The 25,848-nt window shown below is 65.4% G+C and carries 24 protein-coding genes; 14 read left to right on the top strand and 10 right to left on the bottom strand.

Annotated features, from left to right (window positions below; genetic code table 11):
- Positions 1-21: 21 nt before the first annotated feature.
- Both NKF27_RS17435 and NKF27_RS17430 read right to left on the bottom strand, forming a co-directional pair.
- Positions 22-1,266 (bottom strand): ribonucleotide-diphosphate reductase subunit beta, encoded by a 1,245-nt coding sequence (locus NKF27_RS17435; protein WP_124803534.1) that lies wholly within the window; start codon positions 1,264-1,266, stop codon positions 22-24.
- 132 nt (positions 1,267-1,398) lie between these two features.
- The gene (locus tag NKF27_RS17430; RefSeq protein ID WP_253029475.1) at positions 1,399-4,287 is read right to left on the bottom strand and encodes a ribonucleoside-diphosphate reductase subunit alpha; all 2,889 of its coding nucleotides are present in this window, start codon (positions 4,285-4,287) and stop codon (positions 1,399-1,401) included.
- 380 nt (positions 4,288-4,667) lie between these two features.
- On the opposite strand from NKF27_RS17430, the gene NKF27_RS17425 reads away from it, so the two are divergent.
- On the top strand, positions 4,668-5,381 hold the full coding sequence (locus NKF27_RS17425) for a winged helix-turn-helix domain-containing protein (protein WP_083970186.1): 714 nt from the start codon (positions 4,668-4,670) through the stop codon (positions 5,379-5,381).
- 4 nt (positions 5,382-5,385) lie between these two features.
- Entirely contained in the window at positions 5,386-6,990 is a 1,605-nt protein-coding gene (locus NKF27_RS17420) for an ATP-binding protein (RefSeq protein ID WP_253553741.1), read from the top strand.
- A gap of 90 nt (positions 6,991-7,080) precedes the next feature.
- Here NKF27_RS17420 and NKF27_RS17415 read toward each other — a convergent pair whose 3' ends face one another.
- On the bottom strand, positions 7,081-7,995 hold the full coding sequence (locus tag NKF27_RS17415) for a LysR family transcriptional regulator (protein WP_045991224.1): 915 nt from the start codon (positions 7,993-7,995) through the stop codon (positions 7,081-7,083).
- A gap of 104 nt (positions 7,996-8,099) precedes the next feature.
- Here NKF27_RS17415 and metE point away from each other — a divergent pair, with 104 nt between their 5' ends.
- The 3 genes from metE (at position 8,100) to NKF27_RS17400 (ending at position 12,161) form a co-directional block, all read left to right on the top strand.
- Positions 8,100-10,400 carry a 5-methyltetrahydropteroyltriglutamate--homocysteine S-methyltransferase gene (gene metE, locus NKF27_RS17410; protein ID WP_253553738.1) on the top strand — a complete coding sequence of 767 codons (2,301 nt, stop codon included), beginning with the start codon at positions 8,100-8,102 and terminating at the stop codon, positions 10,398-10,400.
- Between the two features lie 208 nt (positions 10,401-10,608).
- Positions 10,609-11,364 (top strand): C-type lysozyme, inhibitor, encoded by a 756-nt coding sequence (locus NKF27_RS17405; protein ID WP_253553735.1) that lies wholly within the window; start codon positions 10,609-10,611, stop codon positions 11,362-11,364.
- A gap of 191 nt (positions 11,365-11,555) precedes the next feature.
- Complete coding sequence (locus NKF27_RS17400; RefSeq protein WP_253553732.1) at positions 11,556-12,161, top strand: FMN-dependent NADH-azoreductase; 606 nt, start codon at positions 11,556-11,558, stop codon at positions 12,159-12,161.
- Between the two features lie 110 nt (positions 12,162-12,271).
- Here NKF27_RS17400 and NKF27_RS17395 read toward each other — a convergent pair whose 3' ends face one another.
- Both NKF27_RS17395 and NKF27_RS17390 read right to left on the bottom strand, forming a co-directional pair.
- Entirely contained in the window at positions 12,272-13,432 is a 1,161-nt protein-coding gene (locus NKF27_RS17395; protein ID WP_253553729.1) for a metal-dependent hydrolase, read from the bottom strand.
- Positions 13,420-13,953: a DNA-3-methyladenine glycosylase I gene (locus NKF27_RS17390; RefSeq protein ID WP_124803520.1), complete on the bottom strand. Its 534-nt coding sequence runs from the start codon at positions 13,951-13,953 to the stop codon at positions 13,420-13,422. Before NKF27_RS17390 ends, NKF27_RS17395 begins: the two co-directional genes overlap by 13 nt.
- Positions 13,954-14,101: 148 nt before the next feature.
- On the opposite strand from NKF27_RS17390, the gene NKF27_RS17385 reads away from it, so the two are divergent.
- Both NKF27_RS17385 and NKF27_RS17380 read left to right on the top strand, forming a co-directional pair.
- The gene (locus tag NKF27_RS17385; protein ID WP_124803518.1) at positions 14,102-14,554 is read left to right on the top strand and encodes a DUF411 domain-containing protein; all 453 of its coding nucleotides are present in this window, start codon (positions 14,102-14,104) and stop codon (positions 14,552-14,554) included.
- Between the two features lie 44 nt (positions 14,555-14,598).
- A complete protein-coding gene (locus NKF27_RS17380; RefSeq protein WP_045991217.1) occupies positions 14,599-15,039 on the top strand; it encodes a VOC family protein in 441 nt (146 codons plus the stop codon).
- A gap of 133 nt (positions 15,040-15,172) precedes the next feature.
- On the opposite strand, the gene slmA is transcribed toward NKF27_RS17380, so the two are convergent.
- The 5 genes from slmA to coaBC form a co-directional block, all read right to left on the bottom strand.
- Positions 15,173-15,781, bottom strand: coding sequence for a nucleoid occlusion factor SlmA (gene slmA / locus NKF27_RS17375; protein ID WP_045991216.1), 609 nt, complete (start codon positions 15,779-15,781; stop codon positions 15,173-15,175).
- Positions 15,782-15,928: 147 nt separating this feature from the next.
- Positions 15,929-16,834: an acetylglutamate kinase gene (argB, locus tag NKF27_RS17370; protein WP_045991215.1), complete on the bottom strand. Its 906-nt coding sequence runs from the start codon at positions 16,832-16,834 to the stop codon at positions 15,929-15,931.
- A 21-nt stretch (positions 16,835-16,855) separates the two neighbouring features.
- Positions 16,856-18,238, bottom strand: a complete 1,383-nt coding sequence (locus tag NKF27_RS17365; protein WP_253553726.1) for a phosphomannomutase/phosphoglucomutase — start codon at positions 18,236-18,238, stop codon at positions 16,856-16,858.
- A 59-nt stretch (positions 18,239-18,297) separates the two neighbouring features.
- Positions 18,298-18,765 carry a dUTP diphosphatase gene (dut, locus tag NKF27_RS17360; protein WP_253553723.1) on the bottom strand — a complete coding sequence of 156 codons (468 nt, stop codon included), beginning with the start codon at positions 18,763-18,765 and terminating at the stop codon, positions 18,298-18,300.
- A gap of 60 nt (positions 18,766-18,825) precedes the next feature.
- The gene (gene coaBC / locus NKF27_RS17355; protein ID WP_253553720.1) at positions 18,826-20,172 is read right to left on the bottom strand and encodes a bifunctional phosphopantothenoylcysteine decarboxylase/phosphopantothenate--cysteine ligase CoaBC; all 1,347 of its coding nucleotides are present in this window, start codon (positions 20,170-20,172) and stop codon (positions 18,826-18,828) included.
- Between the two features lie 291 nt (positions 20,173-20,463).
- Here coaBC and radC point away from each other — a divergent pair, with 291 nt between their 5' ends.
- The 7 genes from radC (at position 20,464) to NKF27_RS17320 (ending at position 25,472) form a co-directional block, all read left to right on the top strand.
- On the top strand, positions 20,464-21,138 hold the full coding sequence (radC, locus tag NKF27_RS17350) for a DNA repair protein RadC (protein WP_045991212.1): 675 nt from the start codon (positions 20,464-20,466) through the stop codon (positions 21,136-21,138).
- A 398-nt stretch (positions 21,139-21,536) separates the two neighbouring features.
- Positions 21,537-21,773 (top strand): 50S ribosomal protein L28, encoded by a 237-nt coding sequence (gene rpmB / locus NKF27_RS17345; protein WP_045991211.1) that lies wholly within the window; start codon positions 21,537-21,539, stop codon positions 21,771-21,773.
- A gap of 112 nt (positions 21,774-21,885) precedes the next feature.
- Entirely contained in the window at positions 21,886-22,041 is a 156-nt protein-coding gene (rpmG, locus tag NKF27_RS17340) for a 50S ribosomal protein L33 (RefSeq protein ID WP_016856547.1), read from the top strand.
- 155 nt (positions 22,042-22,196) lie between these two features.
- Positions 22,197-23,123, top strand: a complete 927-nt coding sequence (gene mutM, locus NKF27_RS17335) for a bifunctional DNA-formamidopyrimidine glycosylase/DNA-(apurinic or apyrimidinic site) lyase (RefSeq protein ID WP_253553718.1) — start codon at positions 22,197-22,199, stop codon at positions 23,121-23,123.
- Positions 23,124-23,333: 210 nt separating this feature from the next.
- Positions 23,334-24,524 (top strand): class I SAM-dependent rRNA methyltransferase, encoded by a 1,191-nt coding sequence (locus NKF27_RS17330; protein WP_045991285.1) that lies wholly within the window; start codon positions 23,334-23,336, stop codon positions 24,522-24,524.
- A 164-nt stretch (positions 24,525-24,688) separates the two neighbouring features.
- Positions 24,689-25,024, top strand: coding sequence for a DUF2007 domain-containing protein (locus NKF27_RS17325; protein ID WP_253553715.1), 336 nt, complete (start codon positions 24,689-24,691; stop codon positions 25,022-25,024).
- Positions 25,014-25,472: a thioesterase family protein gene (locus NKF27_RS17320; RefSeq protein ID WP_253553701.1), complete on the top strand. Its 459-nt coding sequence runs from the start codon at positions 25,014-25,016 to the stop codon at positions 25,470-25,472. The genes NKF27_RS17325 and NKF27_RS17320 overlap by 11 nt, the downstream gene beginning before the upstream one ends.
- Positions 25,473-25,848 lie beyond the last annotated feature (376 nt).

Genomic DNA, 25,848 nt, shown 5'->3' with positions numbered 1-25,848 from the left:
CAGGCCCGGGCGTCGTCTCGATCAATCCCAGCTCAGCGCGCCGCCGACCTGATACTCGGTGACGCGGGTCTCGAAGAAGTTCTTCTCCTTGCGCAGATCGATGATTTCACTCATCCACGGGAAGGGGTTCTGGGCACCCGGGAACTGCTCCTTCAGGCCGATCTGGGCCAGGCGACGGTTGCAGATGAAGTGCAGGTACTCCTCCATGATCGCCGCGTTCATGCCCAGCACGCCGCGGGGCATGGTGTCGCGGGCGTAGCTGATCTCGAGCTCGGTACCCTCGAGGATCATCTGGGTGACCTCGTCCTGGAACTCCGGCGTCCACAGGTTCGGGTTCTCGATCTTGATCTGGTTGATCATGTCGACACCGAAGTTCAGGTGCATCGACTCGTCGCGCAGGATGTACTGGAACTGCTCGGCCACGCCGGTCATCTTGTTGCGCCGGCCCATGGACAGGATCTGGCTGAAACCGCAGTAGAAGAAGATGCCTTCGGTGACACAGTAGAAGGCGATCAGGTTACGCAGCAGCTCCTGGTCGGTCTCGACGGTGCCGGTCTGGAAGTCAGGACGGGCCAGCGACTGGGTGTGCTTGAGGCTCCAGGCGGACTTGGCGGCGACCGACGGGACCTCGCGGTACATGTTGAAGACTTCGCCCTCATCCATGCCCAGCGACTCCACGCAGTACTGGTAGGCGTGGGTGTGGATCGCTTCCTCGAAGGCCTGGCGCAGCAGGTACTGGCGGCACTCCGGGTTGGTGATCAGGCGATACAGCGCCAGCACCAGGTTGTTGGCGACCAGCGAGTCGGCGGTGGAGAAGTAGCCCAGTGAACGTTCGACGATGCGGCGCTCGTCGGCGGTCAGGCCGTCGTTGCTCTTCCACAGCGCGATGTCCGCGTTCATGTTCACTTCCTGGGGCATCCAGTGGTTGGCACTGCCGTCCAGGTACTTCTGCCAGGCCCACTCGTACTTGAACGGCACCAGCTGGTTCAGGTCCGCACGGGCGTTGATCATCTTCTTGTCGTCGACCTCGATCCGGGCGGCGCCCATCTCGAGTTCCTCGAGGCCGGCGGCCACGTCGAGTTCTTCCAGCGACTTGCGTGCCCGGGCCATGCGGTCCTGGTCGGCAGCCTGGTAGTTGCCGGCGCTTTCGCGCACCTCATCCGTTGCCTCGGCAGCCGGAGCCGGGGTCGGCTCGGGTGCCTTCTTCGGCTCAGGTACTTCTGCGGTGGCGGTGTCGTCCTCGTGGAACTCGTCCCAGTTCAGCATTGTTGCGGTCTCCCGATCATCTGATCGGCCGACGCGCCTGGCGTCGGCGTGGGGTTGTCTGGTGGCCCCGGCGGTGCCGGGGCGAGGTGTGCGGGCCTGGCCCGCACGTCCGTCATGGCGTTGTCGCCGGTGTTACTGGCAGGCCTCGCAGCCCAGCTCGTCGATTTCCCCGGCGGACGGCGGACGCTGGCCACCCTTGCCCTTGAGGAAGTCGTCGATGCCGCGGGGCTCTTCGGCTGCGGGTGCCGGCGCCGGTGCGGCCGCCTGGGGTGCGGTGCCGTTGGAGACGGCGTTGAGCTTGCCGCGGTCCACCGTGGACTTCTCCACCGAGGTGGCGCCGAGGGCGCGCAGGTAGTAGGTGGTCTTGAGGCCACGGAACCATGCCATGCGGTAGGTCACGTCGAGCTTCTTGCCGGACACGCCCTGAATGTAGAGGTTCAGCGACTGGGCCTGGTCGATCCACTTCTGGCGCCGTGCGGCGGCTTCGACCAGCCACTTGGGCTCGACCTCGAAGGCGGTGGCGTACTTGGCCTTGAGGTCGTCCGGGATGCGGTCGATGGGCTGGACGCTGCCGTCGTAGTACTTGAGGTCGTTGATCATGACCTCGTCCCACAGGCCGCGTTCCTTGAGGTCGTTGACCATCCAGGAGTTGACCACGGTGAACTCGCCGGACAGGTTCGATTTCACGAACAGGTTCTGATAGGTCGGCTCGATCGACTGGGTCACGCCGCAGATGTTCGAGATGGTCGCGGTGGGGGCGATGGCCATCACGTTGGAGTTGCGCATGCCCTGGCTGCGCACCTTGTCACGGATGCGATCCCAGTCCTGGGTCTGGCTGGTGTCGACCTCGATGTACTGCTCGCCACGCTCGGCCTTGAGCTTGTCGACCGAGTCGATCGGCAGCACGCCCTGGCTCCACAGCGAGCCCTCGAAGCTCTCGTAGCGTCCGCGCTCGGCGGCCAGGTCGCTGGAGGCCTCGATGGCGTGGTAGCTGATCAGCTCCATGGAGCGGTCGGCAAAGGCCACCGCCTCGCCGCTGGCGTAGGCGATGCCCTGGGCGTACAGCGCGTCCTGGAAGCCCATCAGGCCAAGGCCCACCGGGCGGTGCTTGAAGTTGGAGTTGCGCGCCTGGGGCACCGCGTAATAGTTGATGTCGATGACGTTGTCGAGCATCCGCACCGCGGTGCGCACGGTCTTCTTGAGCTTGTCGTTGTCGAGCTCGCCGTCGACCACGTGCTGCGCCAGGTTGATCGAGCCCAGGTTGCACACCGCGATCTCGTCGGGCGAGGTGTTGAGGGTGATCTCGGTGCACAAGTTGGAGCTGTGGACCACGCCGGCATGGCTCTGGGGGCTGCGAATGTTGCAGGCATCCTTGAAGGTGATCCAGGGATGGCCGGTCTCGAACAGCATCGACAGCATCTTGCGCCACAGGTCCTTGGCCTTGACCCGCTTGAACAGCTTGAGCTGACCGTTGCGGGTCATCTCCTCGTACTCGGCATAGCGCTTCTCGAAGGCCACGCCGTACAGGTCATGCAGGTCCGGGCAGGTGGACGGCGAGAACAGAGTCCACTCCTCGTCATTGAACACCCGCTTCATGAACAGGTCCGGCACCCAGTTGGCGGTGTTCATGTCATGGGTACGACGACGGTCATCGCCGGTGTTCTTGCGCAGCTCGAGGAATTCCTCGACATCCAGGTGCCAGGTTTCGAGGTAGGCGCAGACGGCACCCTTGCGCTTGCCGCCCTGATTGACCGCGACGGCGGTGTCGTTGACCACCTTGAGGAAGGGGACCACGCCCTGGGACTTGCCGTTGGTGCCCTTGATGTAGGAGCCGAGTGCCCGCACCGGGGTCCAGTCGTTGCCGAGGCCGCCGGCCCACTTGGACAGCATGGCGTTGTCGCGGATCGCGCCGTAGATGCTCTCGAGGTCATCCGGCACGGTGGTCAGGTAGCAGCTGGAGAGCTGGCTGCGCACGGTGCCCGCGTTGAACAGGGTCGGGGTGGAAGCCATGTAGTCGAAGCTGGAGAGCAGCTCGTAGAACTCGATGGCCCGCGTCTCGCGGTCGTCCTCGTTCAGCGCAAGTCCCATGGCCACACGCATGAACATCACCTGGGGCAGCTCGTAGCGCACGTCATCGCGGTGGATGAAGTAGCGGTCGTACAGGGTCTGCAGGCCCAGGTAGGTGAACTGGTTGTCGCGGCTGTGGTCGAGCGCCTCACCCAGACGTTCCAGGTCGAAGTTGGCAAGCTCGGGGTCGAGCTGCTCGAACTCGATGCCGCGCTCGACGTAGCGCACGAAGGCCGGCTTGTAGAGCTCGGCCATGTCGCCGTAGGTGGCGTCCTCGGCCACGTCGAGGAACGACAGCGCCTCGCGGCGCAGGTTGTCCTGCAGCAGACGAGCGGTGACGTAGGTGTAGTTCGGGTCCTTCTCGACCAGGGTGCGGGCGGTCATCATCAGCGCCTGGGACACGCCATCGATGGTCACGCCGTCGTACAGGTTCTTCAGCGAGTCCTGGACGATCTTGTTGGGGTCGACGTTCTCGAGGCCTTCGCAGGCGTCGAACACCAGGGTCTCGATACGCCCCAGGTCCAGCGGACGACGGCTGCCGTCGGCGGCGGTGACGTTGAGGGTCGGGTGCGGCTTCTCGATACCGCTTTCCTCGCGGGCGCGGGCGTGTTCCTCGCGGTACAGCACGTAGGCGCGGGCGACCTTCTGCTCGCCGCTGCGCATCAGCGCCAGCTCGACCTGGTCCTGAATATCCTCGATGTGCACGGTGCCACCGTCGGCCAGGCGACGGGCAAAGGTCTGCTCGATGGCCTCGGCGGATTCCTTGACGAAGTCACGGACCCGGCTAGAGGTGGCGGCATTGTCCCCCTCGACGGCGATGAATGCCTTGCTGATGGCCACGGCGATCTTGCCGGCGTCGAAGGGCACCACGTCCCCGGTGCGCTTGATCACGCGCAGCGTGTCGGGGGCGGTGACGGAGACGGACGGTCGGTCCGGGCTAGCGAGGGTATCCATGGCGCCGAGGCTCCCTATGAAGTAAAAAAAGTCGTGAAAACAGGCGTGACCAACTGCGAGAAAGAGGCAGTTGACAGGCTTCTGTGATATTGCTAGAGACACATGATGTGGTGTCTCTCTGGATATTCGGACACAAGATAGTGTGCTTCTCACCGGTCATCAAGTGGATAAGTCTGTGGATGAGGTGTGGTCATCAAGGGGGCAACTGGGCACAACCGGCGTGGACGCCGTGGTGGCGGCCTTGATGCGCATCAGGGCGAGGGCAGGCGACAGCGCAAAATTCGGGTATCCTTGTGTTATCGCGTGTGACATTGCTCAGCACCAGTCATTCGGCCAGGTTGGATAATGCCCGGCATTCGCCAAAAGGAATGAGACCCCCTATGGAAGAACGTTCAGAGCAACGAGAACAGGATCACGTACTTATCATCGAAGATGATGAGCGTCTCGCTGGTCTGACGCGGGACTACCTCGAAGCCAACGGTTTCCGAGTGAGCCTGGAGGATGACGGCGGTCGCGGCGTCGATCGTATTCTGTCGCTGCAGCCGGATCTGGTGATTCTGGATCTGATGCTGCCGGGCGAGGATGGTCTGTCGATCTGTCGTCGAGTTCGCAGCGACTACGGTGGTCCGATCCTGATGCTGACCGCGCGAACCGACGACATGGATCAGGTCCTGGGGCTCGAGATGGGCGCCGACGATTATGTGCCGAAGCCGGTGCAGCCGCGGGTACTGCTGGCACGCATGCGTGCCCTGCTGCGTCGTCTTGACGGAGCCGAGGTCAGTGGCGAAAGCCGCTTGACGTTCCAGGACCTGGAAATCGACAACGCCACCCGCGAGGCCTGGCTCAAGGGCGAGCGTATCGATCTGACCAGCGCCGAGTTCGACCTCTTGTGGCTGCTGGCCAGCCACGCCGGTAGGGTGCTGACCCGCGAAGAAATCTTTTCCCAGTTGCGCGGCATCCGCTACGACGGCCAGGACCGCTCCATCGACGTGCGGGTGTCGCGGATTCGGCCCAAGATAGGCGATGACCCCCATCATCCGCACCGCATCAAGACGGTCAGGAGCAAGGGCTATCTGTTCGTGAAGGACAGCTGAACCCATGCGTCGCGCCCTGGTCGACAGTACCTTCCTGCGGGTCTACGTCATGCTGGCGGCGACCCTGGTGCTGGCGCTCGGCGTCGCGATGGTCGGCATGACGCTGATCGACAAGGTGCGCATCGAGCATTATCGCGAACAGCTGGCCGAGGCGCCCATGCACCTGTTGGCGACGATGATCGACAGCATGCCGCGGGGCGAGCGGCGTGAGTGGATGGCCGAGAAGTCCGAGGCGCTGGACATGTCGATGTCGATCGTGCCCCTGTCATCGCTGTCGCCGAGCTACTTCACCCGTCTTCGACTGCAGCGTGGCGGCGTGCTGGTCGGGCGTGACAGCCCCCATGAGTGGCGCTTCTGGCGGCTGATGCCCGCCGGTGGCGCGGTCCTGCAGGTGTCGCTGTCCGGCATGTCGGAGCGCCAGTTGCGGGGCCTGACCCAGCTCAGCGGGGAATGGCTCGCCAGCCTGCCGGCGGGGGCGCGCCAGGCGAGCATCGACAGCATGACCCGCGGCGACCTGCCGGTATCGATCAGCCAGTCCCCTCCGGATATCCTCGAGCCACGTCAGCGCAACCGCCTGGCCGGTGGCGAGGTGATGATGCAGCTACTGCCCGAGCACTGGTCGGTGGTGCTGTTCATGCAGGTGACGCCGCCTGGCGAAGCCCCCTTCTGGCTGACGGTAGGGCCGATGGCCAGCTACGAGGCGCTTCCGCCGGCGCTGTTGGCGTCGATGCTGGTGTTGCTGATGGGCGCGCTGGCGATCGTCATCTACCTGATCGTGCGGGGCATCGAGGCGCGCATGGCGCGACTCGAGATGGCCGCCACCCGGCTTGCCAGCGGTCGCCTCGATACCCGGGTCAAGGTCGAGAGCGGCGACTTTCTCGGGCGTGTCGGCATGGCCTTCAACGGCATGGCCTCCCAGGTGCAGTCGTTGTTGCGGGCCCAGCAGGACATGATCCGGGCAGTGTCCCACGAACTCAGGACGCCGGTGGCGAGGATTCGCTTTGCGGTGCAGATGGTCGAGGACATGTCCGAGGATGCCCTGGTCAGGCGCCAGTTGCAGGGGGTCGACAGCGACATCGATGAACTCGACGATCTGATCGACGAAATCCTCACCTATGCGCGCCTCGATAGCGAGACCATCCATGGTGTCGAAGCTTCCCCCGAACCGGTGGAGCTGCGTGACATCTGCGAGCGGGTGATCGACTCCCTGATGCCGTTGCACGGCAACCTTGACGTGCGTCTGACCGCGGGGCCCGAGATCGAGGTCCACGCCGATTCCCGCTATCTGCAGCGGGCCACCCAGAACCTGGTGGCCAACGCCTGCCGCCACGCCCGCACCCGGGTCAAGGTCAGCCTGCTCGACGAACCCAACCAGGTGAGGGTCGACGTGGAGGACGATGGGGAAGGGGTTCCGCCGGAGGCGCGCCAGGATATCTTCAAGCCCTTCGCCCGCCTGGACGACAGCCGAACCCGCCGCTCCGGCGGCTACGGGCTGGGGCTGTCCATCGTGCAGAAGGTGATGGCCTGGCACGGCGGCACCGTCAGCGTGGACGAGAGCCCCGACCTGAAGGGCGCGCGGTTCTCGCTGATCATCCCCCGCCGGGTCTGAGAATCTGCCCGCGGGCCAACCTGAATGCCGGTGAACGGCCCCTGTTTCGGGCGGTCCTGATTCGTTCAGCGCCTCGACGATGTTTCCTGCTCAGGCCGGCTTGATCCCTTCCAGCACCGCAAAGGACGTCTCCCGCGCGGTGCGCAGAAAGTCGACCATCCAGGGGGCTTCCCGGGTGTCTTCGCGGATGGCGGCGAAGAGCGTGCTCCAGACACCATCCTCGCCCAGCGCGACGGCCTTGACGTAGTCCCGCTCCAGGTACTCGGTCAGTGCCCAATTGGGCAGCGCACAGACTCCGCGACCGCTGGCCACCAGTTGCATCATCATGATCGTCAGTTCGGCGGTGCGCACCTCCCTGGGGGTGACGCCGGCCGGGTCGAGGAACTGGGTGAACACATCCAGACGCGAACGTTCCACCGGGTAGGTGATCAGGGTCAGATCGGCCAGATCCTGGGGCGAGACGTGGGAGCGCCCGGCCAGGGCATGCTGACGCGCCACGGCGAGCAGGCCTTCGTAGCGAAACAGCGGCTCGTAGTGAACGCCGGGCAGGGGTTGGGGGTCGGCGGTGATCACCAGATCGAGCTGCTCGCGGGCCAGCGCCGGCAGCGGATCGAAGTGGTGGCCGCCGGGGATGTCGATCTCGACCTCCGGCCAATGGTCACGGAAGTGATCCACGGTGGGCATCAGCCACTGAAAGCAGCTATGACACTCGATCGCCATGTGCAGGCGGCCCTGCTCGTTGCCGGCCAGGCGCGCCAGGTCACGCTCGGCCATGCGCACCTGGGGCAGGATCTGTTCGGCCAGGTTCAAGAGGCGCAGCCCGGCCCGGGTGAACTCCACCGGCCGGGTCTTGCGCAGGAACAGCGGCCCGCCCAGACGCTCCTCCAGATCCTTCAGCTGGTGGGACAGCGCCGACTGGGTCAGGTGGACCCGTTCGGCGGCCTCCACCAGGGAGCCGGCGTCGCGCAGCGCTATCAGAGTGCGCAGATGACGGAGTTCGAGCATTATCGTGAGCTTCTTTCATAGTAAAGATTAAGAAGTTTAGTTTGATTCACCCTTCGGATGCCAGCGACACTTCGTCGTATCATTCATGATCAAGGTGAATCACCATGACTTTTTCTCATATTCTGGGGTATCCCCGCATCGGTGCCGACCGCGAGCTCAAGCGCGCCACCGAAGCCTACTGGAAGGGTGACGCCGATCGAGCCAGCCTGGAGGCCACCGGTCGCGAGTTGCGCAAGCGTCACTGGCAGGACCAGCGCGAGGCGGGACTGGACCTGGTGACGGTGGGCGACTTCGCCTTCTATGACCAGGTGCTCAACGTGTCGCTGCTGCTGGGTGCGGTGCCGGCGCGTTTTGCTGCCAAGACCGAGCTCGAGCGTGGTGAAGTCGATCTGGACACCGCCTTTCGCATGGCCCGGGGCCGCGCGCCCAGCGGAGAACCCGCCGCCGCCTGCGAGATGACCAAGTACTTCGATACCAACTATCACTATCTGGTACCGGAACTGCACCAGGGGCAGGACTTCCGCCTGGCCAGCACGCGGCTGTTCGACGAGGTCGTCGAGGCGCAGCAGCAGGGGCACGCGGTCAAGGTGGCACTGGTCGGGCCGCTGACCTGGCTGTGGCTCGGCAAGGAGCGGGGCGAGTCGTCCTTCGATCGTCTGGCGCTGCTCGATGGTGTGCTGGCGGTCTACGCCGAGGTGTTCGCCCGACTCGCCAAGCTGGGTGTGGAGTGGGTGCAGCTCGATGAGCCGGCCCTGGCCCAGGACCTGCCCAGCGACTGGAAGGTAGCCTTCGAACGTGCCTACCATCATCTGCAGGGGTCGGGGGTCAAGCTGCTGGTGGCCAACTACTTCGGCGGCCTCGGCGACAACCTGACCCTGGTGGTCAATCTGCCGGTGGCGGGGCTGCACCTGGACGCCGTGCGTGCCCCACAGGAGGTCGAGACGGTGGTCGACCGTCTGCTGCCTCACAAGGTGCTGTCGCTGGGCGTCATCGACGGGCGCAACATCTGGCGCGCCGACCTGGCTGCCCTGCGCGATCAGTGGACCAACGCCGCCAGCCGTCTGGGCGAGCGTCTGTGGATCGCGCCCAGTTGTTCGCTGCTGCATGTGCCGGTGGACCTGGAGCGCGAGACCGAGCTCGACGCCGAGTTCAGAAGCTGGCTGGCCTTCGCTCGCCAGAAGCTCGACGAGACCGTGACCCTGGCAAGACTGCTCGCTGGCCGGGTGCGACCCGAAGACGAGGCGCTGCTGGCGGCTTGCGTGCAGGCGATTGCCTCGCGGCGTGAGTCGCCACGGATTCATCGTCCCGAGGTCGGTGCACGCCTGGCGGCGCTTGGCGAGGCCGACAGCCAGCGCCCGAGCCCCTATCTGCAGCGTGCCGAGCAGCAGCGTCGCGCCCTTGGACTGCCGCTGTTTCCGACCACCACCATCGGCTCCTTCCCCCAGACCGCCGAGATTCGCGCTGCCCGTCGTGACCACAAGGCAGGACGCCTGTCCGCTGACGACTACCACGCCAGGATGCGCGAGGAGATCGCCCAGGCGGTGCGGCTGCAGGAAGAGCTGGGCCTGGACATGCTGGTCCACGGCGAGGCCGAGCGTAACGACATGGTCGAGTACTTCGGTGAGCAGCTCGACGGTTACGCCTTCACCCGCTTCGGCTGGGTACAGAGCTATGGGTCACGCTGCGTCAAGCCACCGATCCTGTTCGGCGACGTGAGCCGTCCTGCACCGATGACGGTGGAGTGGAGCCGCTACGCCCAGTCGCTGACCGGGGCGCCGATGAAGGGCATGCTGACCGGCCCGGTGACTATGCTGCAGTGGGCCTTCGTGCGTGATGACCAGCCTCGCGCGACCACCTGCCGCCAGATTGCCCTGGCACTGCGTGACGAGGTGTGTGACCTGGAGGCGGCGGGCATTCGCGCCATCCAGATCGACGAGCCGGCGCTGCGGGAAGGGCTGCCGCTGCGCAAGGCCGAGTGGCAGGAGTATCTGGACTGGGCGGTGGAGGCGTTCCGCCTGTCGGCCAGCGGTGTAGCGGACGCGACCCAGATCCACACCCACATGTGCTACTCCGAGTTCAACGACATCATCGCCTCCATCGCCGAGCTGGACGCCGACGTCATCACCATCGAGACCTCGCGCTCCGACATGGAGTTGCTCGACGCCTTCCGTGACTTTGACTATCCCAACGAGATCGGACCGGGGGTCTACGACATCCATTCACCGAACCTGCCCGAGGTGGACTGGATGGTGGCGCTGATGGAAAAGGCCGCCGAGCGCATCTCGCTGGAGCGGCTGTGGGTCAACCCGGACTGCGGCCTCAAGACCCGTCAGTGGGATGAGGTGACGCCGGCGCTGGCCAATATGGTCCAGGCCGCCAAGGAGCTGCGTCGACGCCACGCCTGACGACCGCGCAGCACTAGAGGGCCCATGACGCCGGGAAGCGCGGTTGAAAGTTCGTCGATTGTGCGAGGGGGCGATCCCATGGTGGCAGAGCCGCGCCTTTTGACGATGTGGCTGGTAAGCTTCGCCAGTAGGCCCCGACAGGGACACGCCAGACGGCACCTGGCGGGGCCACGGAATCGTACTGATGTCGTGATCGAAGGAGCCTGTCATGTGTCGTCCCGCTGTCGTCTCACCCCTCCTTGTCGTGATGCTGAGTGGACTGGTGGGGTGCGCCACTACCAGCGCTCCCGGTCCTGCCAGCGAGCAGACCGATCGCGCGGAGCGGCGCGGTTCCTTTACCGATGCGCCGGTGGAGCAGAAGGCGCCGCTGCTGCCCTCTGCCTACTTTGTCGGTGATGGCGCTACCTTCGTTGGCTGGCGCTGTTCGCCGAGTCAGGACATGGTCTCGGCGACCCAGGAGGATTCGTTCAGGTTGTGGACCACCCACGGTGCCGAGCAGTTGCCCCAGGCGGTGGTGGACCAGGGCGAGCGTTACCAGCGGGGGGAACTCAGCGCCCATATCATTGGTGAGCGGGCGGTGATCAAGAGCTCCCGCGGTCGGCTCGAGTGCGAGGCCCGTACCCGCCGCGACTCCCTGCGGCGCAGCGACAAGCCCGGGGTGATGTTCCTGGCCCGGGGCAACGAGCCAGGCTGGCACCTCGAACTGGCCAATGACGTGCCGCGCATCGACATGAGTCTGGACTACGGCGAGCGTGAAGTGAGCCTGCCCTATCGCGTCACCACCCTGGACAACGGTGCCGGTCGAGTGATCCTGGAAAGCGGCCGCGCCGATGCGCCCTTCGAGCTGCGCATCGAGGCCGGTGCCTGCTTCGATGATATGGCGGGCACGCCCTGGCCGGCCCAGGTCACCTTGAACGTCAACGGACGTCAGCTGCAGGGGTGTGGGCAGGGCATCGCGCCCTGACGGGGGGCGACGTGGACGCGCTTGGCAAGCCGACGAAAGCGTCCTTGGCTTGTGTAGCCAGCACACGCGAATAAAGCGCCGAGCGGCGCTTTATTCGTTTTTATCGAAAGATATTCCGAGATTTATTCGCTTTTCGACAATTTTATTGGCGGTAAACTGTGCGCAGACATCATCTTCCACAGGAGCTCGCCATGACCCGCGTACTGCTTGTCACCTCATCCATCCTCGCCGACCAGGGCCAGTCCACCCAGCTGGCACGCCACTTCGAGCGCCTGGCGCGCCAGCGTGACGATATCGAGATCACCCATCGCGACGTGGTCGCCGACGACCTGCCACACCTGGGCCTCGAGGAGCTGTCCAGCTGGCAGGTGGCGGACGCAGAGCGCAGCGAGGCACAGCGCGAGCTGGCGACGCGCTCCGATGAGCGTCTCGCCGAGCTCGAGGCCCACGACGTGCTGGTGCTCGCCGTGCCGCTGTACAACCTGGGCATTCCCTCCCAGCTCAAGGCCTGGTTCGACCGTATCCTGCGCGCGGGCAAGAGCTTCCGCTACACCGAGAATGGCCCGGTGGGGCTGCTCGAGGGCAAGCGTGCCATCGTGCTCGGCGCTCGCGGCGGTCAGTACGCCGGTAGTGCTCTGGATACCCAGACACCGCACCTGCGCCATATGCTGGGCCTGATCGGCATCAATGAGGTCGAGACGGTGTTTGCCGAAGGGCTCAGCATGGGTGACGAACACAAGGAAGCGGCCCTCACCACTGCCCACGCCGAGATCGAGGCGCTGGTCGCCAGGCTGTAAGCCGCGCCCGAGGTCTGAAGACACTGATTCGCACGCCGCCGTGGCCCTGGCCACGGCGGCTTGCGTATGGTGATCGTCGCTCAGGCAAGAGGCCGACACCCGGCCGGGTATCAGCGAGCGTCGCAGTCGTCGCCTGCGCCCAGATGCCAGCGGGAATCGACGAAGTCAGCGACACACAGCGCGGGCTGTGGTGACAGCATGCGCTCGAACAATTGACCCAAGGGCCGCTGGCTTGCGCTCATCGGCAGTTGCAGGGTCGGTTCCAGGGCGCGCCAGTCGCCATTTTGGCGTTCGGCCAAAGCGAAGCGAAACGGATGGAAGCCGGGAAAGCCCAGGCGCAGGTCGGTGGCCAGCAGACGCTCGGCGTCTCCCTTGCGCTCCACCTCGTAGCGCACAAAGGGGCCGGCGAACCAGGCCAGGCGGCGACCGCTGCCGAGCGCCAGGGCGGCAGCCTCGAGTTCGGTGCCGCGTCGAAACAGTTCGACGACCGGGCGGGTATCTCCGTCGAGCAGGCCGACCAGCGTCTCGGCGTGGCGATCGCCGTCCACGGCGGTGACCCGCCACAGCAGGATCGAGAAGGGCGCCGGCTGGATCAGGCGCGGTGCCTCGGCCATGTCCACTCGGTCGAGCGCCTCGTCGGCCCTGGCATCGACCCAGCCGCGCGCGCCCAGCGCCAGCAGCAGGTACAGCGTCGAGATCACCAGGCCCCAGCTGGCGGCGCGTTGCAAGGTCGCTGGCCGATGGCCACGCCATAGCGCGATCACCAGCGCGACCAGCAAGGCCAGGGTGTAGGCCGGGTCGATGATGAACACCAGCGGGGTGGCGCTGGGCGCGGTGACCTCGAGTGGCCACCACAGCTGGGTGCCGTAGGTGGTCAGCGAGTCCAGCAGCGGATGGGTCACCAGGCACAGCCAGAAGAACAGCCACCAGCGCAACAGGCCAAGGTGCTGCAAGCCCAGGCCCTGTGCCGGGCTTAAGCTCAAGCCCAGTCCCTGGGCAGGGCGTCTGGCCCGACGCTCGGCCAGTCGCTCGGCCAGTCGCTGAGCTAGCCCGGCCAGCACCAGCGAGAGCCCCGTCAATACGAAGAGCGAATGACTGAAGCCACGGTGGTAGGTGACGTTGGCCACGGCGTCGCCGTAGTCGATCAGCACGTCCAGGTCCGGCAGGCTGCCGACCACCGCGCCGGCGAGCAATGACTTGCGGCCCAGGTGACGGCCCAGAACCGCGCCTCCCAGGGCCGCGCCGAGGGCGGCCTGGGTCAGCGAGTCCATGGTGGCGCCGCCGCCAGTATTCGGGCCTGCACCGGACAGTCGTCGCGGTGGGCGCCGGCCAGGTAGCCCGCGCTCATCAGGAACTCCTTGACGATCTCCGGGCCGGTAAAGCGAAAGTGACGCTTGAACAGCTTCACCCAGTCCGCGTGCTCACGTGGGTGGTGGGCATCGAGCCAGGCCTGGAAGCCGCCGTGGGACTCCCGCATGGCCTGGATCACCCGGGCGTTGTGGATCACCGCCTCGATCTTCAGGCGGTGACGAATGATGTCGGCGTCGGCCAGCAGACGTGCCCGATCGTCGTCGTCGTAGGCGGCGACCCGATCGACGTCGAAGCCGTCGAAGGCGCGCTTGAAGCCCTCGCGCTTCTTCAGCACCGTAAGCCACGACAGACCGGCCTGATTGATCTCGAGTGCCAGGCGCTCGAACAGGTCGGACTCGCCTCGGATCGGGAACCCGTATTCGCTGTCATGGTAGGGCCCGTGCAGCGGATGCCCCGGGGCCAGGTCGCAGTACTCGCTCATGCGGCTTGCTCTTGTTGGTAAGGTGTCTCGATTCCCTGGGACCGACCTGCGCTACGACAAAAGGGTACCGACTCGGCATACCCTTGATGGCGCGATTCTGCGATCCTGAGGCCTGTCCTTCTCTTTTTCCGTCAGGAGATCATACGCGATGACACGTCTTTCTCGCGCCCTGGGCGCCGTTCTCATGGGTGTCTTCAGCCCGCTTGCACTGGCCGCCGGCCTGGACATGCACAAGGATCCCCACTGCGGCTGCTGCAGCGCCTGGGCCGAGCATATGCGTGAGGCCGGCTTCGAGGTGCGTCTTCACGATAGCCCCGACATGGCGTCGGTCAAGCAGCGCCTGGGGGTTCCCCAGGCGTTGGCGTCCTGTCATACCGCTACCCTGACCAATGAAGACGGCAGGCGCTACCTGATCGAGGGCCATGTCCCCGCCGAGCAGGTGGCCTGGCTGCTGGAGGCGTCGCCGGATATCGATGGTCTGGCGGTGCCGGGCATGCCCCATGGCTCGCCCGGGATGGAGACCGGCCGCCTCGATGACTACGCGGTGCTCGGCTTTACAGCCGATGATGCGCGCGCCATGGTAGTGGCCCGTTACCCCTGAGTCCGCGCAGCAGACGCGGCCCCCTGAACCCCGAGGAGACCCGAATGCAATTTCTACACACCATGGTGCGTGTCAGCGACCTCGACGCCTCTCTGCACTTCTATTGCGACCTGCTGGGCCTCAAGGAGGTGCGTCGCAAGGACAACGACAAGGGACGCTTTACCCTGGTGTTCCTGGCGGCGCCAGAGGACGAGGAGCGCTCGAGCCAGCTCAACGCGCCGGAGCTCGAGCTGACCTGGAACTGGGACCCGGAGGAGTACCAGGGCGGACGCAACTTTGGCCACCTGGCCTATCGCGTCGATGACATCTACGCCCTGTGTCAGAAGCTTATGGACAACGGCGTGACCATCAACCGGCCCCCACGCGACGGCCATATGGCCTTCGTCAGGAGTCCGGACGGCATTTCGGTGGAACTGCTGCAGAAGGGCGACGCCCTGGAACCCGCCGAGCCCTGGGCCTCGATGGAGAACACCGGCAGCTGGTAGCGAGCGAAAGGCCGCTGTCGATCGTGCCAGCGAGCGGCGCCGAAGGGGCAGCGAAGGGATGGGGGAGCTGACTCCCCCATCGACACCTTGTCTTGCAGCTTGCCACGTGACCCGCCGCGCGGGCGTCGTTTGCTCAGGCGGGGATGGCGCTGTCTCTCAGCAGGTGTGAGGACAGTGCCGGCCACTGGTCTTCCCAGTGCTCGGTGGGGCGGTGGCGGTAGTCGCTGCGCACGTACTGGGCGATGCGTCCCTCGATCTGGGCGGTCAGCAGGTTGGCGCCGGCGCTGGCCGGCATCGCCAGCCGGCGACCCTCGCGCAGCTCCGCCTCGCGTAGTACCTGCTTGAACTGGGTATCCAGCCGCTCGAACAACTGGTGGATACGCTGCCTCAGTCGCGCCGTCTCGCCGGTCAGCACGTCGCCGCCCAACAGCCGCGACAGGCCCGGGTTCTTTTCGGTGAAGGCCAGCACCAGGGTCATGATCTGATGGCAGCGCGGCAGCGCCTCCTGCTGCTCGTCGAGGATGCGCGTAATGCGCTCGAACAGGGTCTCCTCGATAAAGCTGATCAGGCCCTCGTACATCCTGGCCTTGCTCGGGAAGTGGCGGTAGAGCGCTGCCTCCGAGACGCCGACCTGGCGCGCCAGGGCGGCGATGGTGATGCGCTTGCCGCTGTCTTCTTCCAGCATCAGGGCCAGCGCCTGCAGTATCTGGTCCCGCCGACTTGGGGTCTTTTCCTGCGTCATGATATCGAATTCTTTTGTCGTTGATGGCCCGCCGGGGCGCCGGCGGGCGAGTTCCCTTGCGTCCGGAGCTTGTGCCCGGTTCGCACTTCCTTGCGTCGCTATCGTGTCGTTATCGTGTCGCTTTCGTATCGCCCTGGTACGGGTGCTTCAGTTGGGCGATTCGTTGGTGATCAGGGTGCCGACACCCGCGTTGGTGAAGATCTCCAGCAGGGTGGCGTGGGGCACCCGGCCATCGACGATATGGGCGCTGACGACCCCGTCCTTGACCGCGTCGAGAGCGCAGCGGATCTTCGGCAGCATACCACCGTGGATGGTGCCGTCGGCGATCAATTCGTCGACCTGAGCGGTGGAAAGTCCCGTCATCACCTCTCCGTCGCGGTTCATCAACCCGGCCACGTTGGTCAGCAGCATCAGCTTCTCGGCGCCGAGCGCCTCGGCCACCTTGCCGGCCACCAGATCCGCATTGATATTGTAGCTGCGACCCTCGCCGTCGACCCCGATGGGGGCGATCACGGGAATGAAATCCCGGGCGGCGAGCATTTCGATCAGGTCGGTGGAGACGTGTTCCACTTCGCCCACATGGCCGATGTCGATGATCTCGGGCGCCGTCATTTCAGGGCTCTGGTGCTCGACCTTGAGCTGGCGCGCGCGGATCTGGGCGCCATCCTTGCCGGTTAGGCCGATGGCCTTGCCGCCGCACTGATTGATCTGGTTGACGATATCCTTGTTGACCAGTCCGCCGAGCACCATCTCGACCACGTCCATGGTCTCGGCGTCGGTGACACGCATGCCACCGACAAAGCGCGACTCGATGTTGAGCTTGGCCAGCAGATCACCGATCTGGGGGCCGCCGCCGTGGACCACCACCGGATTGATGCCGACTTCCTTCATCAGCACCATGTCCCGGGCGAAGGAGTCGATCAGGGCGTCCTCGGTCATGGCGTTGCCGCCATACTTGACCACCACGGTCTTGCCGGAAAATTTCTGGATATAGGGGAGGGCCTCGGAGAGGACCTCCACCACCAGGCGCGGATCGCGTGCCTGTTCGCTCATGGGCGTCATGTCTCCTGCACGTCAGTTGGGTAGGGTGAGCGAGGCGTCCACGTCGGCCAGCGCCTCGGCGAAGCGATCGCGAATGCGCTCTAGCGCGGCGGCGTCGTTACCCTCGAAGCGCAGCACCAGCATCGGTGTGGTATTGGACGCGCGGCACAGACCCCAGCCATCCGGGTAGTCCACGCGGATGCCGTCCAGGGTGGTCTTGACGCCTTCGTCACCGAAGTCACCTTCCCGGGCCAGGCGCGCGACCAGGTCGAACTTGGTCTCGTCGGTGACCTCGATGTTGATCTCCGGGGTGCTCAGGTTCTGCGGATAGCGATCGAAGAAGGTGTCGGCGTCGCCGTCGAAGCGCGACAGGATCTCGAGCAGGCGGGCGGCACCATAAAGGCCGTCGTCGAAGCCGTACCAGCGTTCCTTGAAGAAGATATGGCCGCTCATCTCGCCGGCCAGCAGGGCGCCGGTTTCCTTCATCCGTGCCTTGATCAGGGAGTGGCCGGTGCGCCACATCTCCGGCGTGCCGCCGGCCTTCTCGATCACCTCGATCAGCTTGCCGGTGCACTTGACGTCGAAGATCACCCGGGCGTCCGGATTGCGACCGAGCATGTCCTCGGCGAACGCCATCAGCAGGTGGTCGGGGTAGATCAGGCGCCCCTTGGGGGTGATCACGCCGAGGCGGTCGCCGTCACCGTCGAAGGCCAGACCGATGTCGGCGCCGTGCTCGGCCACCGCGTGGATCAGGTCCTTGAGGTTCTCCGGCTTGCCGGGGTCCGGGTGGTGGTTGGGGAAGTTGCCGTCGATGTCCTCGAACAGCGGCACGGTGTCGGCACCGAGCTGTTCGACCAGGCGCGGGCCCAGTTCACCGGCCACACCGTTACCGCAGTCCACCACCGCCTTGATCGAGCCCGACAGCGAGACGTCATCGAGGATGCGCTTCAGGTAGGCGTCACGCACATCGTGCTCGGATACCTGGCCCTGGCCTTCGCGCAGATCGCCGTTCTGAAGGCGAGTGTAGAGCGCGGTGATCGCCTCGCCAGAGAGCGTCTCGCCCCCCAGCACCATCTTCAGGCCGTTGTAGTCCGGCGGGTTGTGGCTGCCGGTCAGCATGACCCCGGAGCGGGTGCCTTCCAGGGTGTGGGTGGCAAAGTACAGCACCGGCGTCGGCACCATGCCGATGTCGACCACGTCACAGCCGCTGGCGGTGAGGCCGCGTGTCAGGGCCTTGATCAGGCGCGGGCCGGAGAGTCGCCCGTCGCGGGCCACCACCACACGGGATTCGCCGCGGGCCTGGGCTTCGCTGCCGATGGCCTGGCCGATCGCCTCGACCCCGGCTTCGGTCAGAGTCTCGTCGACGACGCCTCGAATATCGTAGGCACGAAAGATCGTGGAGGGGACTTGAGTCATGTGAGGGTCCTGTCCTTTTGACGTGGCGCTTGAATGAACGGGTAGTCGAACCTGGGGCGTCAGTGGCGTCCGGAGCTGCCGAAACCGCCGCCGCCGCGAAGGCTCTCGGAAAAGTCCTCGACCACTTCCAGCTCGGCCTGGACCACCGGTACCAGCACGTACTGGGCCAGACGTTCGAAGGGCTCGAGGGTGAAGGCGGTGGTCGATCGGTTCCACACCGACACCATCAGTTCGCCCTGGTAGTCGGAGTCGATCAGGCCGACCAGGTTGCCGAGCACGATGCCGTGTTTGTGGCCAAGCCCCGAGCGGGGCAGGATCATGCCGGCCAGGCCCGGATCGGCGATATGGATCGAGAGCCCGGTGCGGACCAGTTCGCAATCCCCGGGGGCCAGCGTCAGCGGCGCGTCGAGCAGGGCGTGAAGGTCCATCCCGGCCGAGCCGTCGGTGGCGTAGCGGGGCATGCGCTCCTTGATCCGTTCATCGAGGATCTTGACGGCGAGGCGAGGGCGCGAGGCGATGTCGTGCATGAAAGGTCCTTGGTCTTGGGTAGCCAGACAGGCTTCCTGATAAATAAGTGGTGTCGTGGCTCAGCGCGGGTTCGGCCGCGCCGTCTGACGTCGCGCCTCGAGGCAGGCTCGGGCCTGGGCGATGATGGCCTGGGCCAGGCTGGCCTTGTCCTGGTCGGTCTCTTCGCGGCGTGCGAGAGACTCGCCGTCGCGCCACACCAGGGTTGCGGCATTGCGGTCCGAGCCGAAGCCGAGTCCCTCCCGGGAGACGTCGTTGGCGACGATCATGTCGAGCCCCTTGCGCGCGAGCTTGTCCTCGGCGTAGCGCACCACGTCGCGGGTCTCGGCGGCGAAGCCGACCATCAGCGGACGCGGATCACGGGCAGCCAGGGTGGCGATGATGTCGGGATTCTTGACCAGCTTCAGGGTAAGACCGTCGTCGTCATCCTGCTTCTTTATCTTGTGCTCGGCCGGAGCCTCGGCGCGATAGTCCGCCACCGCCGCGCAGCCGATGAAGATGTCGCAGCCATCCATCAGCCCTTCGGCCGTGGCGAGGAGTTCTTGTGCGGTTTCTATGTCGTGGCGGGCAACGCCCGGGGGCGTCGGCAGACTGACGGGGCCGGCGATCAGGGTGACACGTGCGCCACTGTCCCGGGCCGCTTCGGCCAGGGCGAAACCCATCTTGCCGGAGCTGTGATTGGACAGGTAACGCACCGGATCCAGCGGCTCCCGGGTGGGGCCGGCGGTGATCACCACATGAAGGTCTGCGTTCGGGGGCACTGCTTCGCCTTTCTCTCCCACGACGCTTGTCGCTGTCCGGGGCGTGGAGGGAGAGCCGGCATCCAGCAGGGCGCCGAGAATGGCCTCCGGTTCCATCATGCGTCCCGGGCCGACGTCGCCACAGGCCTGGTCGCCTTGGTCGGGGCCCAGCAGGGCCCAGCCATCCTCGACCAGCCGGGCGGCGTTGCGCTGGGTCGCCGGATGGCGCCACATGGCCTGGTTCATCGCCGGGGCCAGCATCCGCCGGGCGTCGCTGGCCAGGCAAGCGGTGGTCAACAGATCGTCGGCCATGCCCTGGGCCAGGCGCGCCATCAGGTCGGCGGTGGCGGGGGCGATCAGAATAAGATCGGCCCAGCGGGCGAGTTCGATATGCCCCATGCCGAGCTCGGCGTCGGGGTCCAGCAGCGAGGTGCGTACCGCGCGTCCGGTCAGCGCCTGCAGCGTCAGCGGCGTGATGAAGGCCTGGGCTCCCTCTGTCATCACTACCTGCACCTCGCAGCCCGCCTGCACCAGCAGTCGGGCCAGAGAGGCGCTCTTGTAGGCGGCAATACCGGCACTGATGCCCAGCACAACCCGCTGCCCGGGGCGCAGGCCGCCGGGGCCTGAGCCGGTCAGGCCGCAACCGGAAGAGGAGGGAGCGTGCAACATGAAAAAAGTCCGCAGCCAGAGTCAGCCCTCTACCTTACCACCGGTACCGGATCATGCGTAGCCGCGCACTCCGGCTCCAGATCAGGCAGACCGCACTAGACTCAACGGGTATGTCGGCGCTCGCCGACAGGGCGCGAGGGGAGGATGTGACAAGAGGGTGTGACGACAGGATGTGGTGGCTGGGTGTGATGACAGAGCGTGTCGAGAGGATGTGGTGGCTGGGTGTGATGACAGAGCGTGTCGAGAGGATGTGACGACAGGGTGTGACGAGAAACGGAGCAGGAGACAGGGATGTCGATACGAGACTGGCCAGAGGGCGAACGCCCTCGCGAGAAGCTGCTGACGCTGGGCCCCACCGCGCTATCCGACGCCGAGTTGCTGGCGATTGTGCTGCGGGTCGGGGTGGCAGGACGCTCCGCGGTGGACCTGGCGCGGGACGTACTGGGTGCCTTCGGCGGACTGCGTGCCCTGCTCGAGGCGCATCAGCAGGAGGTCTGTGCCCAGCGTGGCCTGGGGCTTGCCACCTTCGTTCAGTTGCAGGCCGCCCAGGAGATGTCGCGCCGTCATCTGGCGAGCCATCTGGAGCGGGGCCAGGCGCTGAACTCTCCCGCGCGGGTCAGGACCTTTCTTTCCGCTCAGCTTCGTCATCTGGACCACGAGGCCTTCGCCGCACTGTTTCTCGATGCCCAGCATCGGGTTATCCGCTTCGAGGTGCTGTTTCGCGGCACCCTGGACAGCGCCTCGGTGTACCCACGTGAGGTGGCCAAACGTGCCCTGGCGCTGGGGGCGGGCGCCTTGATCCTGTGCCACAACCATCCCTCCGGGGTGGCCGAGCCCAGTGATGCCGACCGGCGTATCACCGATCGCCTGAAAGAGGCACTAGGCCTGTTCGATATCCGTGTGCTGGATCATTTTGTGGTGGGAGACGCAGAAGTGGTGTCATTTGCCGAGCGAGGTTGGGTATAATGCGCCGCGCGCAAAGAGAGCTGGCCCAGGCGGGGCGAGGATCGTCTCGATCCTATCGCGTCCTGGCCGGGCGACTCTCTACCCGAACACGTCACGTCATCGCCGTCGACGCAGCGGAGCCGTTTCGAGCACCTCGACACGGGCCGTGAGCGAGCGACCTGGCGAACGTTGGTGTATCCCTTGCCCATGGAGGCAGGGTCTGGTATAAAGTGCACCCTTTGAATTCCCTTGGGTCAAAAGCACGGGGCTCATGACAGGGCTCGAGGTTGCTGAGGGCATGATGAATGCGGACTTTCGCCGGCACCGCGCGGCCAGTCTGCGACACATCCCTTCGGTTCTCGCCCTTCCCGGTTTGCCCGACAGGTTTTGAACAACTCGCCACGCGGTTGGAGGCTCTCATGTCCAAAGTATGTCAGGTTACCGGCAAGCGCCCGGTGACTGGTAACAACGTTTCACACTCCCAGCGCAAGACCCGTCGTCGTTTCTTGCCGAACCTTCACAGCCATCGCTTCTGGGTCGAGTCCGAAAAGCGTTTCGTGACCCTGCGTGTTTCCTCCAAGGGCATGCGCATCATCGACAAGAAGGGCATCGAAGAGGTGCTCAGCGATATCCGTAAGCGCGGCGACGCCATCTAAGGATGACGTTCTCGGGAGCCAACTGGTTCGCCTGAGCGAACGGCCTCCGCCGACTTGAATGACTGGCCTGGTGTGCACGACGCGTACCAGGCGGCAAACTGGGAGAAGTCTCATGCGTGACAAGATTCGTCTGGTGTCCAGCGCCGGTACCGGCCACTTCTACACCACCGACAAGAACAAGCGTAACACTCCGGACAAGATGGAAATGAAGAAGTTCGATCCGGTGGTTCGCAAGCACGTGATGTACAAGGAAGCCAAGATCAAGTAAGGCTTGATCTCGCTTCCACCGCAGGCGAGTTGTCGCCTGTCACCGAGAACCCGGCCCCGAGGTCGGGTTCTTGCGTATGTCCCTGTCAGCGGCCCCGGGCGATGGCATGATGTCGCTCGCTGCTCGCCGCTCTAACCCCAGGCCCCAGGTGTGCCATGCCCGAGCTTCCCGAAGTCGAGACCACCCGGCGCGGCATCGCCCCCCACGTACAAGGGCGCGAGATCCGTGAGGTGCTGGTGCGCCAGTCGCGCCTGCGGGTGCCGGTGCCTGAGGATCTCGCCGATCGTCTGATCGGCGCCCGCCTCGGCGAGATTCGCCGTCGCGCCAAGTACCTGCTGCTGCCGGTGCTGTCGGGCGAGGGCGGTGAGAGCGCCGAGAGCGTCGAGAACGGCGAGACGCTCGCCAGCACCGAGGGCACCGGCACGGGCGCGTCCCGGACGGACGGCGGCGGAGTGCGCGAAAAGGGCACCCTGCTGTGGCACCTGGGCATGTCCGGTAGCCTGCGTATTGCCCGCCTCGGTGAGCTGCCCAAGAAGCACGACCATGTGGACCTGGTGCTCGAGGACGGCGTCATCCTGCGCTATCACGACCCGCGTCGTTTCGGCTTCGTCGACTGGCTCCGGGACGACGAGGCCCACGATACCCGCTTGTCGCGGCTAGGCCCCGAGCCGTTGTCGCAGGCCTTCGACGGCGCCCGGCTGTACGCCCTGTCGCGGGGGCGCCAGGCGGCGGTGAAGCCGTTCGTGATGGACAATGCCGTGGTCGTCGGGGTGGGTAACATCTACGCCAGCGAAGCGCTGTTTCTGGCCGGTATCGATCCGCGCCGCGCGGCCGGTCGCATCGGGCGCGAGCGCTACGATCGCCTGGCCGCCGCCGCCAAGGAGGTGCTGGCCGCGGCCATCACCCAAGGCGGCACCACCCTGCGCGACTTCGTCAGCGGCACCGGCGAACCCGGCTACTTCGCCCAGCGTCTAAACGTCTATGGGCGTGCCGGCGCACCCTGCCGCCGTTGTGGCGGTGAGCTGAAGCACGTGACTCTGGGGCAGCGTGCCAGTGTCTTTTGTCCCCGCTGTCAGCGTTAGAGGAAACACTGTATAAATTGCTGCGCTCGACATCTCGGTCGCCGGCGGTGCTCAAGGTCCTCATTTAACCGCATGTAAACTCCGGCCCCGATCTGCTGAAGATTGGGCTCCGGCGACAACCGACCTGTCATCGCTCGCGACATTTATTCAGCGCTTCCCGAGATTTGAGCTGATGGCGATTTTGAAAAACTTCTAGAGAGAGTGATCACCGTGACTCGTCCGCTGCGCCTGAAAAAGAACGCCGATCGTCGCCTCAAGTCCGGCCACCTGTGGCTGTATTCCAACGAGATCGACATCGCCGAGACGCCGCTCAAAGGGCTCGAAGTCGGTGAGCAGGTCATCGTCGAGGCCGCCAATGGCAAGCCCATGGGTTTGGCCTACGTCAACCCCAACTCGCTGATCTGCGCCCGCATCGTCTCGCGTGACCCGAGCATGCGGCTGGATCGCTCGCTGCTGGTACATCGTCTGAATCAGGCCCTGGCGCTGCGCCAGAGCCTGTTCGACAAGCCCTTCTACCGCCTGGTCCATGGCGAGGCCGATCTGCTGCCGGGGCTGGTCATTGACCGCTACGCCGAGGTGCTGGTGGTCCAGCTCAACACCGCCGGCATGGAAGCGGTGAAGGACGAGCTGCTCGACGCACTCGACAAGGTGCTGTCCCCTGCCTGTGTGGTGCTGCGCAACGACACCAGTGGTCGTCGTCAGGAAGGCCTCAGCGAGGTGGTAGAGGTGGTCAAGGGCGAGCTGCCGGAGCAGGTGCTGCTGGAAGAGAACGGCGTGCAGTTCGCCGCCCCCGTGCTCGACGGCCAGAAGACCGGCTGGTTCTACGACCACCGCATCAATCGCGCCTGGCTCAACCAGCGGGTGGCCGGCAAGCGGGTGCTGGACCTGTTCAGCTACGTCGGTGGCTGGGGCGTGCAGGCGGCGGCCCATGGCGCCAGCGAAGTGCTGTGCGTGGATGCCAGCGAGTCGGCGCTGGATCGCGTCGCCGAGAACGCCGCGCTCAACGGCCAGCACGAGCGGGTCGCGGTGGGTCACGGCGACGCCTTCGAGGCGCTGGCGGCGCTCAAGGCCGACGGCGAAAAGTTCGACGTGATCGTGCTCGATCCGCCGGCCTTCATCAAGAGGCGCAAGGATATCGCCAACGGCGAGCGTGCCTACGCCCGACTCAATCGCGACGCCATGCGCCTGCTGGGCCGCGACGGCCTGCTGCTGTCCGCCTCCTGCTCCATGCACCTGGCACAGGATCGCCTGGTCGACGTGGTGCGCGGTGCGGTACGTCACCAGGATCGACAGGGACAGATCCTTTTCCAGGGCCACCAGGGACCGGATCACCCGGTGCACCCGGCGATTCCCGAAACCGCCTACCTCAAGGCGCTCGGTGTGCGCGTCTTTCGCGACTGAGCAAGGCGCGATTGAACAAGGCATGAGCTAGATAGGCGCGACGTGACTCGCTGCGGCTGAACAGGCTGGGCCGAACTAGCTGGGCCGAAAAAGGCGTAGGGGCTTGCCTCGGGCGATGGAAGTGTCACATCGTGCCTGGGCAAGCCCGTGCCAAGGAAGACACCATGACCGAGGTTCCCTGGACCCTGATCTTTGCCCACGGCAACGCCCTGCTGGTGGGCCACGTGCGCAACCTGCTCGACGCCGCCGGGATCCCCTGCGAACTGCGCAACATGACCCTCGGCGGTGGCGCCGGGGAGCTGCCGCCGCTGGAGTGCGAGCCCCAGGTGTGGGTCGCCGAGCACAACCGTGAGCGAGCCGAAGCGCTGGTGAAACAGGCGCTCGAGGAGCCAGCGCCGGACAGCGCCTGGCGCTGCCGGGCCTGCGGCGAGGAGCTCGAAGGGGCCTTCGATACCTGCTGGAACTGCGGTGGCCACAAGGAGGACGATCATGACCGCTGAACAGGGTGCCTTCGACTGGGATCTGCCCCGGCCCTTCGTGATCGACATCCTGGTGGCGCCCGAGGCCATCGACCACTACGGCCACGTCAACAACGCCCAGTACCTGCGCTGGGTGGAACAGGCCAGCTGGGCGCACTCCGGCCAGCTGGGTCTGACCCTGGAACACTACCGGGCGCTGGATCGCGCTATGGCGGTGCACCGTCACGAACTCGACTATCTGGCACCGGGTTTCGAGGGCGAACGCCTGGCCATGGCCACCTGGATCGTCGCCTGCGACTCGCGCCTGACCCTGACCCGCCGCTTTCAACTCATACGCCCGCAGGATGGTGTCACCCTGCTGCGTGCGCGTACCCGCTACGCCTGCATCGCTCTCTCAAGCGGCCGTCCCCGCCGTCTTCCTCCCGAATTCGTCAGCGCCTACGGCGGCGCCCTGGTCGCGGAAAGCTGACGATAACGTCCTGACGACAGGGACCTGACCACACCGACCTGAGCGTACACAGCTGGCCTCCGCCCCTTCCGGCAATTTGCTGGCACCCTGGGTGTCGAGTTGGCGAATCTCAATACTGGCAGCTTTTTTGTCCTGACCCTGGGTGTGATAGGTCGCACTTTGTTCCTGAAGGCGTCTAAAGACTTCCTGGGTTCATGGAAGAACTGCAGCACTTTGGACCACGAGGTAGAGGCGGGAGGGTCAGCCTGGTGGCCGTGGACGGCGACGTGGCCAACGACCGCCTCAGCGAGGTGGCCCTGGAAGGCTGAATCCGTGGGTGTGTTGTGCTACTTAACAGTTATGTTATAACATAACATTCTGTACGAGTGTGATGGTC

It is taken from the genome of Halomonas sp. DN3 (assembly GCF_024137905.1).
Lineage (GTDB): Bacteria > Pseudomonadota > Gammaproteobacteria > Pseudomonadales > Halomonadaceae > Halomonas > Halomonas litopenaei.
This window is presented reverse-complemented; position numbering and strand designations above follow the sequence as displayed.

Bases quoted from the DNA above. Each gene is read 5' to 3' on its own strand.
- NKF27_RS17380 (WP_045991217.1), top strand. From the start codon at position 14,599: ATGCAATTTCTACACACCATGGTGCGTGTCAGCGACCTCGACGCCTCT.
- dut (WP_253553723.1), bottom strand. From the start codon at position 18,765: ATGCACGACATCGCCTCGCGCCCTCGCCTCGCCGTCAAGATCCTCGAT.
- metE (WP_253553738.1), top strand. From the start codon at position 8,100: ATGACTTTTTCTCATATTCTGGGGTATCCCCGCATCGGTGCCGACCGC.
- NKF27_RS17320 (WP_253553701.1), top strand. From the start codon at position 25,014: ATGACCGCTGAACAGGGTGCCTTCGACTGGGATCTGCCCCGGCCCTTC.
- rpmB (WP_045991211.1), top strand. From the start codon at position 21,537: ATGTCCAAAGTATGTCAGGTTACCGGCAAGCGCCCGGTGACTGGTAAC.
- NKF27_RS17420 (WP_253553741.1), top strand. From the start codon at position 5,386: ATGCGTCGCGCCCTGGTCGACAGTACCTTCCTGCGGGTCTACGTCATG.
- rpmG (WP_016856547.1), top strand. From the start codon at position 21,886: ATGCGTGACAAGATTCGTCTGGTGTCCAGCGCCGGTACCGGCCACTTC.
- NKF27_RS17365 (WP_253553726.1), bottom strand. From the start codon at position 18,238: ATGACTCAAGTCCCCTCCACGATCTTTCGTGCCTACGATATTCGAGGC.
- NKF27_RS17435 (WP_124803534.1), bottom strand. From the start codon at position 1,266: ATGCTGAACTGGGACGAGTTCCACGAGGACGACACCGCCACCGCAGAA.
- slmA (WP_045991216.1), bottom strand. From the start codon at position 15,781: ATGACGCAGGAAAAGACCCCAAGTCGGCGGGACCAGATACTGCAGGCG.
- NKF27_RS17325 (WP_253553715.1), top strand. From the start codon at position 24,689: ATGACCGAGGTTCCCTGGACCCTGATCTTTGCCCACGGCAACGCCCTG.
- NKF27_RS17430 (WP_253029475.1), bottom strand. From the start codon at position 4,287: ATGGATACCCTCGCTAGCCCGGACCGACCGTCCGTCTCCGTCACCGCC.
- NKF27_RS17395 (WP_253553729.1), bottom strand. From the start codon at position 13,432: ATGGACTCGCTGACCCAGGCCGCCCTCGGCGCGGCCCTGGGAGGCGCG.
- NKF27_RS17400 (WP_253553732.1), top strand. From the start codon at position 11,556: ATGACCCGCGTACTGCTTGTCACCTCATCCATCCTCGCCGACCAGGGC.
- mutM (WP_253553718.1), top strand. From the start codon at position 22,197: ATGCCCGAGCTTCCCGAAGTCGAGACCACCCGGCGCGGCATCGCCCCC.
- coaBC (WP_253553720.1), bottom strand. From the start codon at position 20,172: ATGTTGCACGCTCCCTCCTCTTCCGGTTGCGGCCTGACCGGCTCAGGC.
- NKF27_RS17415 (WP_045991224.1), bottom strand. From the start codon at position 7,995: ATGCTCGAACTCCGTCATCTGCGCACTCTGATAGCGCTGCGCGACGCC.
- argB (WP_045991215.1), bottom strand. From the start codon at position 16,834: ATGAGCGAACAGGCACGCGATCCGCGCCTGGTGGTGGAGGTCCTCTCC.
- NKF27_RS17385 (WP_124803518.1), top strand. From the start codon at position 14,102: ATGACACGTCTTTCTCGCGCCCTGGGCGCCGTTCTCATGGGTGTCTTC.
- NKF27_RS17390 (WP_124803520.1), bottom strand. From the start codon at position 13,953: ATGAGCGAGTACTGCGACCTGGCCCCGGGGCATCCGCTGCACGGGCCC.
- NKF27_RS17425 (WP_083970186.1), top strand. From the start codon at position 4,668: ATGGAAGAACGTTCAGAGCAACGAGAACAGGATCACGTACTTATCATC.
- NKF27_RS17405 (WP_253553735.1), top strand. From the start codon at position 10,609: ATGTGTCGTCCCGCTGTCGTCTCACCCCTCCTTGTCGTGATGCTGAGT.
- radC (WP_045991212.1), top strand. From the start codon at position 20,464: ATGTCGATACGAGACTGGCCAGAGGGCGAACGCCCTCGCGAGAAGCTG.